Here is a 6,000-nt window from a genome sequence, read left to right on the forward strand (position 1 = left end):
GCCACACACAAGCTCTCGCGGCTCGGCGCCGTACTTACTTCTTGTTACGGCGCTGAACGCGCGTGCGCTTGAGCAGCTTGCGGTGCTTCTTCTTGGCCATCCGCTTGCGCCGCTTCTTGATAACAGAGCCCACGACTACCCTCGCTCACTTCTCATCACTCGGTGCTGGGCGCCATGGGCCCATACGACCTACGAGGGGCTAGCCTACCCGCCCGAGCGCTGAGGTCGTAATCGAGGTGTTCCGGGGTGCCCCGGAACACGCCGTCAGGCGGTCTCGACCCCCACATAGCTCTCGCGAAGGTACTCGTGTACCGCTTGCTCGGGGACGCGGAAGGACCGCCCCACCCGGATCGCGGGCAGATGACCGCTGTGCACCAGCCGGTACACGGTCATCTTCGACACTCGCATCACCGCGGCGACCTCCGCCACGGTAAGGAACACAACCTCGTTCAGAGGCCTCTGGTCTGCAGCCATGTCACACACCCGAACCTTCCGCACTCGACGGGCCACCGGCTTCCCCTTCCGGTGACTCTTCGTCGTTGCGTGCTCACTCCCCAATGTAGGGGCGGGTGATGCGAGTGGGGAAGAGGTGCACCCATCGGCGGCCTACTGTGACAGACACGCTCGATTGAGTACGTAGCGGGTGAGAGGCATGTAGTACTCAGACCGCACGCCGTCATCAACCGGAACGGCGACGGACACGGCCCCCTCGGCCTCCCCCACGAAGACCGCGGGGTCATCCGTATCCGCCAGACCAATGGCCTCGAACCCGAGCTGACCTGCACCGCAGACCCATCCATGGTCGCCTACCACCAGCTCGGGCAACGGCCCGTCACCCCTCGCCGCGGCCTCCAGGGCCAGCCGAACCGGCAGCGGCGAATGCGTGTGCGTCCCCGGCGCACAACCGGGGCGTTCACCTCCCGATTCCCGCACCAACCCGACACCTTGTACGTAATCGAGGTTGCCCGTACGTAGACCGAACCGGGTCGTTATGTCGACACAGCGACCCTGCGCCGGGGTGAGAACCTCACACCCCGCCGCCGACAGCGCGTCCGCGAGACCGGCGTAGAAGCCGATCAGCCGGTGCGGATGTCCGGTCCCGAACAGCACGGGCCCGCGCCGCCGGGCGACCTCCCGCACGCGCTCGGCGAAGGCGTCCAGAGCGGCCACCGTACGCGCCGGATCGATCACATCATGCCCTGAAACACACCGGGGATCGTCCGAAACCCCACACTTGGCTGCCATCAACCGAACCAACTCCGCCTCGCCCCAGCTTCCTTGCGGATCGATCCCGATCAGCACCCGGGGGTCCCGAGCCGCGAACAGCCGATAGTTCCGCCGACTCCGCTCCCGCGAAGTAGCCACAGCCCCGGCAAGCCGAACAGCCACCAGATACGCCCGAAGCCCACCACCACTCAACACGCCTGAGATGGTGACGCACGCACCCCCCAAAACACCTGGAAAGCACCCCAACACCCCACGATTGGCCCAACGATCGCCCCCCACCCACGACTCCCCCCGCCCAACGGCCACACACCACCCAGCCCGCCCGACGTGCACCCGCTCTTCAGGCCGCCCGACGGCCGCTCACTGCCCAGCCCGTCCGGCGTTTGAGGACGAGGCCGTCCAGGCCGAAGCGGGGGTCTGGGGGCGGCAGCCCCCAGGGCCAGCCGGCACCCGTCTGCCCCCGTCTGCGCAAGGGGGGTCGAAGGGGGCTTGCCCCCTGGAGGACGGGACGGGTAGGGGCGGCGGGGGCGGAAAACCCCTAGGCCAGCAGCCCGCGCAGCGGGAACACGGACCGCCGGGTGGCCCGTACCGCCTGATCCAGCCGGTCCGCGGGATCGTACCCGGCCTCCCACGACGCCCACCCCACCGGCCAGCGCCCGTCCGTCATCCGCCCCGGCCCCAACTGCCGCGTCCGGGCGAACACTTCCTGCCGCCACCCCTCCGGCACCAGCGTCTCCGGCTCGATCTCCCGCCCCGCCGCGATCGCCACCAGATGCGTCCAGGACCGGGGCACGACGTCCACCACCTCGTACCCCCCGCCCCCCAGCGCGACCCACTTCCCACCGGCGTACTCGTGCGCCAGCTCATGACACGCCACCTGCACCGCCCGCTGCGCGTCCAGCGAGACGGCCAGATGAGCCAGCGGATCCTCGAAGTGCGTGTCCGCGCCGTGCTGCGTCACCAGCACCTGCGGCCGGAAGTCGGCGAGCAGCTCCGGCACGACGGCGTGGAACGCCCGCACCCACCCCGCGTCCCCGGTCCCCGCGGGCAACGCCACGTTCACGGCGGACCCCTCCCCCGCACCGGCCCCGGTCTCCTCGGGCCACCCGGTCTCCGGGAACAGCGTCCGCGGATGCTCGTGCAGCGAGATCGTCAGGACCCGCGGATCCTCCCAGAACGCGGCCTGCACCCCGTCCCCGTGATGCACGTCGACATCCACGTAGGCGATCCGCTCGGCACCGAGCTCCAGCAGCCGCGCGATCGCCAGCGCGGGATCGTTGTAGACGCAGAACCCGGACGCGGCCCCCGGCATCGCGTGGTGCAGACCGCCCGCGAAGTTCACCGCGTGATCGGCGTCCCCGCGCCACACCGCCTCCGCGGCCGCCACCGTCTGCCCCGCGATGAGCGCGGACACCTCGTGCATCCCGGCGAAGGCCGGATCGTCCACCGTCCCGAGGCCGTACGACTGGTCGGCCGCCGCGGGATCCGCCGAAGCCGCCTTCACGGCCTCGATGTAGTCCTCCCGGTGCACCAGCCGCAACGTCGACTCACCGGCCGGCTTGGCCGCGACGACGTCCACCGCCCGGTCGAGCCCGAAGGCGTTCACCAGACTCCGGGTCAACGCCAGCCGGACCGGGTCCATCGGATGGCCCGGGCCGAAGTCATAGCCCGTTACTGCCTCGTCCCACATCAGCTGTGCGCGGCCGCTCATGCCCGCCACCGTATCGGTCCGAGCTGGTCGCGAACGAACGGGCGTACCCCAACGTCACCAGCACCAACACCATCGGCACCAGCATCGCCCCGCGATAGCTCCAGGCGTCGCCCAGCGCACCCACCAACGGCGAACCGATCAGGAACCCGACGTAGTTGAAGATGTTCAGCCGGGCGATGGCCGCGTCCGAAGCCCCCGGGAACAGCCGCCCCGCCGCCGCGAAGGTCTGCGGCACCAGCACGCACAACCCGAGCCCCAGCAGAGTGAACCCGCCCATCCCGACCCACGCCCCGGGCGCCACCGCCACCACCGCGAACCCGACCGCCGCCACCAGTGCCCCCAGCCGTACGACGGTCACCGCCCCGAACCGGCGCACCCCGAAGTCCCCGATGGCCCGCCCGACCAGCGTGGTCACCATGTACACGTTGTACGGCACGGTCGCGAGCTGCTCACTGCTGCCCAGCACGTCCTTCAGGTACTTCGCACTCCAGTTGGAGACCGTCGAGTCCCCGATGTAGGCGAAGGTCATCACCAGGCACAGCGGCAGCAGCAGCTTGAAGACGACACCGCCCCCACCCGCGGCCGCCCCGTCCTCGACCGGCGCCGGACCGCCGTCCACGTACCAGCGGCTCCCCACCAGCGCGGCCGGCAACAGCACCGCGACCACCGGCAGGTACGACACCCACAGCGCGAGGTGCCAGTGCGCGCCCACCCACGCCAGCGAGGCCCCGAGGATCCCGCCGAGGCTGTACGCGGCATGGAAGCTGAGCATGATGCTCCGCCCGTACGTCCGCTGAAGGCTCACTCCCAGCATGTTCATCGAGGCGTCCAGCGCCCCGACGGCCAGGCCGAACACGCCGAGCGCCACGGCCAGCTCGGCCAAGTGCCCGCCGGCCCCGACCCCGAGCAGCGCCAGCATCACCACGGGCTGGGACCAACGCAGCAGCCGGCTGGGCCGTATTCGCTTCACCAGCTGCTCGGTGGTGACACTGCCGACGCCGGCCAGGATGGGCACGGCGGCCAGGAAGACCGGCAGCAGCGCGTCGGAGACGCCGTACCGGTCCTGGATCGCGGGGATGCGCGTCACCAGCAGCGCGAAGGTGGCGCCCTGCGTGAAGAAGCTGAACGCCAACGAGGCCCTACCGCGCCGCAGCACATCTGTCATGGCGGCGAGCGTAGGGCCCCGGCGTACTCGTGGGTAGATCCAGCCAAAGATGAATTTCCTTCAGCTTTACCTCACGTGGTGTCAGGCGACGACGGCCACCTCGCGCCGCACCCTGTTCTCGGCGGTGATCATCCGGGCCATCGGCTCCGCGGCGAGCCCGCCGCTGACGACGATCCCGATCCCGATCGCGCTCACCAGGACGACCGAGCCGAGCCACACCATGGTGTCCACGGGCAGCGTGTACGCCCCCACGACCCGCACCACGCACTCGGCGAGCAGCACCCCGCCCCACACGAGCGAGTACGCCCGCTCCGCCCGCCGGAACGCGGCGGACCCGGAGCGCAGCCGTTCGAAGGCCGCCGCCCTGGCCGGGTCGCCCTTCAGGATGAACGGCTTGAGCCCCTCGGTCATCATCGGCCGGCCCAGCACCGCCGACACCAGGATCGCGATACCGATCACACTGCTGACCCCGCTGTCCTTGGCGAGCATCAGCCGCGGGTCACCGGAGACGAAGCTGAGCGCCAACGACACCACGTTCACCACCAGGACGAGCCCCGCGAACGCGTTGACCCGGCGCTCCTGGACCACGCTCCACACCGTCCGCACGGCCGGCACCACGCTGCTCCAGGCGAGCGCCGCGAAGGTGCTCGTCCCGAAGGCCCCCTTGAGGAAGTAGTACGACCCGAGGGGCACCGCCACATCCACGACCAGCGGCCGGAGGTTAGCCAGCACGCCGGGCTGCTGCTTGCTCTGGGACCCGGTGTTCGTCGTCTTCGTCATGCCCTCAGCTTCGCGTCCGGGCGGGGTCGCCCGGTAGAAACGATCGTCCGGAGCTCGGCATGACAATTGTCAGCGTCGGCGCGGTGCACTCGGTCATTCCAGCAGGCCGGTCAAGTCCCCCGGGTCGGAGAAGAGTTGGGTGGCCCCCCGCAGCCGGTCGGCCGGCGTCATGGCGGTGAACCCGTACACGTCCATCCCGGCCGCGACCGCTGCCTGTACTCCCAGTGGACTGTCCTCCACGACGGCACAGCGCTCGGGCGCGACCCCCATCCGCTCGGCCGCGTACAGGAAGAGATCCGGCGCCGGCTTTCCCCGCCCCACGTCCTGTGAACTGAACACCCGCGACTCGTCGAACCACCGGTCGAGCCCGGTCGTGCGATGCCCCACCCGGATCCGCTCATGGCTCCCGGACGAGGCCACGCAGTACGGCACCCCGTCCGCCGCCAGTCGCTCCAGCACCTCCGCGACCCCCGTGATGGGCTTCAACTCCCGTTCGAAGGCCGCGAACACCCGTGCGTGGAAGACGTCGTCGAAGTCGTCCGGCAGCCGCTGTCCCGTTCGCTCCTCCACCAGCTCATGGACTCGGTGCATCGCGGATCCCATGTAGTCCCGTATGGACTCCTCGTAGGAGGTGGGGTGGCCCAACTCGGTGAGATAGGCGGCCAGCAGACGGTTGGAGATGGGCTCGCTGTCCACGAGAACGCCGTCATTGTCGAAGATGACCAGGTCGTAGCGCATGAGGTCGAGCATAAACGCGAAAAGGCCCACGCCATACGGCGTGGGCCTTTCCCAATATTTGTTCGGCGGCGTCCTACTCTCCCACAGGGTCCCCCCTGCAGTACCATCGGCGCTGTGAGGCTTAGCTTCCGGGTTCGAAATGTAACCGGGCGTTTCCCTCACGCTATGACCACCGAAACACTATGAAACTGTTCAGCCGCACCATGCCGTGACCTGGCATGGGGCTGTTCGTGGTTTCAGAACCAACACAGTGGACGCGAGCAACTGAGGACAAGCCCTCGGCCTATTAGTACCGGTCACCTCCACCAGTTACCTGGCTTCCAGATCCGGCCTATCAACCCAGTCGTCTACTGGGAGCCTTACCCTCTTATAGAGGTGG

The 6,000-nt window shown here is 69.1% G+C and carries 7 protein-coding genes and 2 rRNA genes; all 9 read right to left on the reverse strand.

Annotated features, from left to right (window positions below):
* Positions 1-34: 34 nt before the first annotated feature.
* Positions 35-133 carry a 30S ribosomal protein bS22 gene (locus MB828_RS44625; RefSeq protein ID WP_003948845.1) on the reverse strand — a complete coding sequence of 33 codons (99 nt, stop codon included), beginning with the start codon at positions 131-133 and terminating at the stop codon, positions 35-37.
* A gap of 131 nt (positions 134-264) precedes the next feature.
* On the reverse strand, positions 265-474 hold the full coding sequence (locus MB828_RS44630; RefSeq protein ID WP_123975194.1) for a helix-turn-helix domain-containing protein: 210 nt from the start codon (positions 472-474) through the stop codon (positions 265-267).
* Positions 475-606: 132 nt separating this feature from the next.
* Positions 607-1,422: a phosphatase gene (locus tag MB828_RS44635; protein WP_301653156.1), complete on the reverse strand. Its 816-nt coding sequence runs from the start codon at positions 1,420-1,422 to the stop codon at positions 607-609.
* 343 nt (positions 1,423-1,765) lie between these two features.
* The gene (locus MB828_RS44640; protein ID WP_301653157.1) at positions 1,766-2,938 is read right to left on the reverse strand and encodes an acetoin utilization protein AcuC; all 1,173 of its coding nucleotides are present in this window, start codon (positions 2,936-2,938) and stop codon (positions 1,766-1,768) included.
* Complete coding sequence (locus MB828_RS44645) at positions 2,889-4,103, reverse strand: MFS transporter (protein WP_301653158.1); 1,215 nt, start codon at positions 4,101-4,103, stop codon at positions 2,889-2,891. The genes MB828_RS44640 and MB828_RS44645 overlap by 50 nt, the downstream gene beginning before the upstream one ends.
* Positions 4,104-4,184: 81 nt before the next feature.
* Positions 4,185-4,883, reverse strand: a complete 699-nt coding sequence (locus MB828_RS44650; protein WP_301653159.1) for a VC0807 family protein — start codon at positions 4,881-4,883, stop codon at positions 4,185-4,187.
* A 93-nt stretch (positions 4,884-4,976) separates the two neighbouring features.
* Positions 4,977-5,621, reverse strand: coding sequence for an HAD family hydrolase (locus tag MB828_RS44655; RefSeq protein WP_301653160.1), 645 nt, complete (start codon positions 5,619-5,621; stop codon positions 4,977-4,979).
* 60 nt (positions 5,622-5,681) lie between these two features.
* A 5S ribosomal RNA gene (gene rrf / locus MB828_RS44660) occupies positions 5,682-5,798 on the reverse strand.
* Between the two features lie 89 nt (positions 5,799-5,887).
* Positions 5,888-6,000: ribosomal RNA gene (locus MB828_RS44665) — 23S ribosomal RNA — on the reverse strand; the annotation flags it as partial.

Origin of the sequence: Streptomyces arenae (genome assembly GCF_022343545.1) — a bacterium.
GTDB classification, from domain to species: domain Bacteria; phylum Actinomycetota; class Actinomycetes; order Streptomycetales; family Streptomycetaceae; genus Streptomyces; species Streptomyces humi.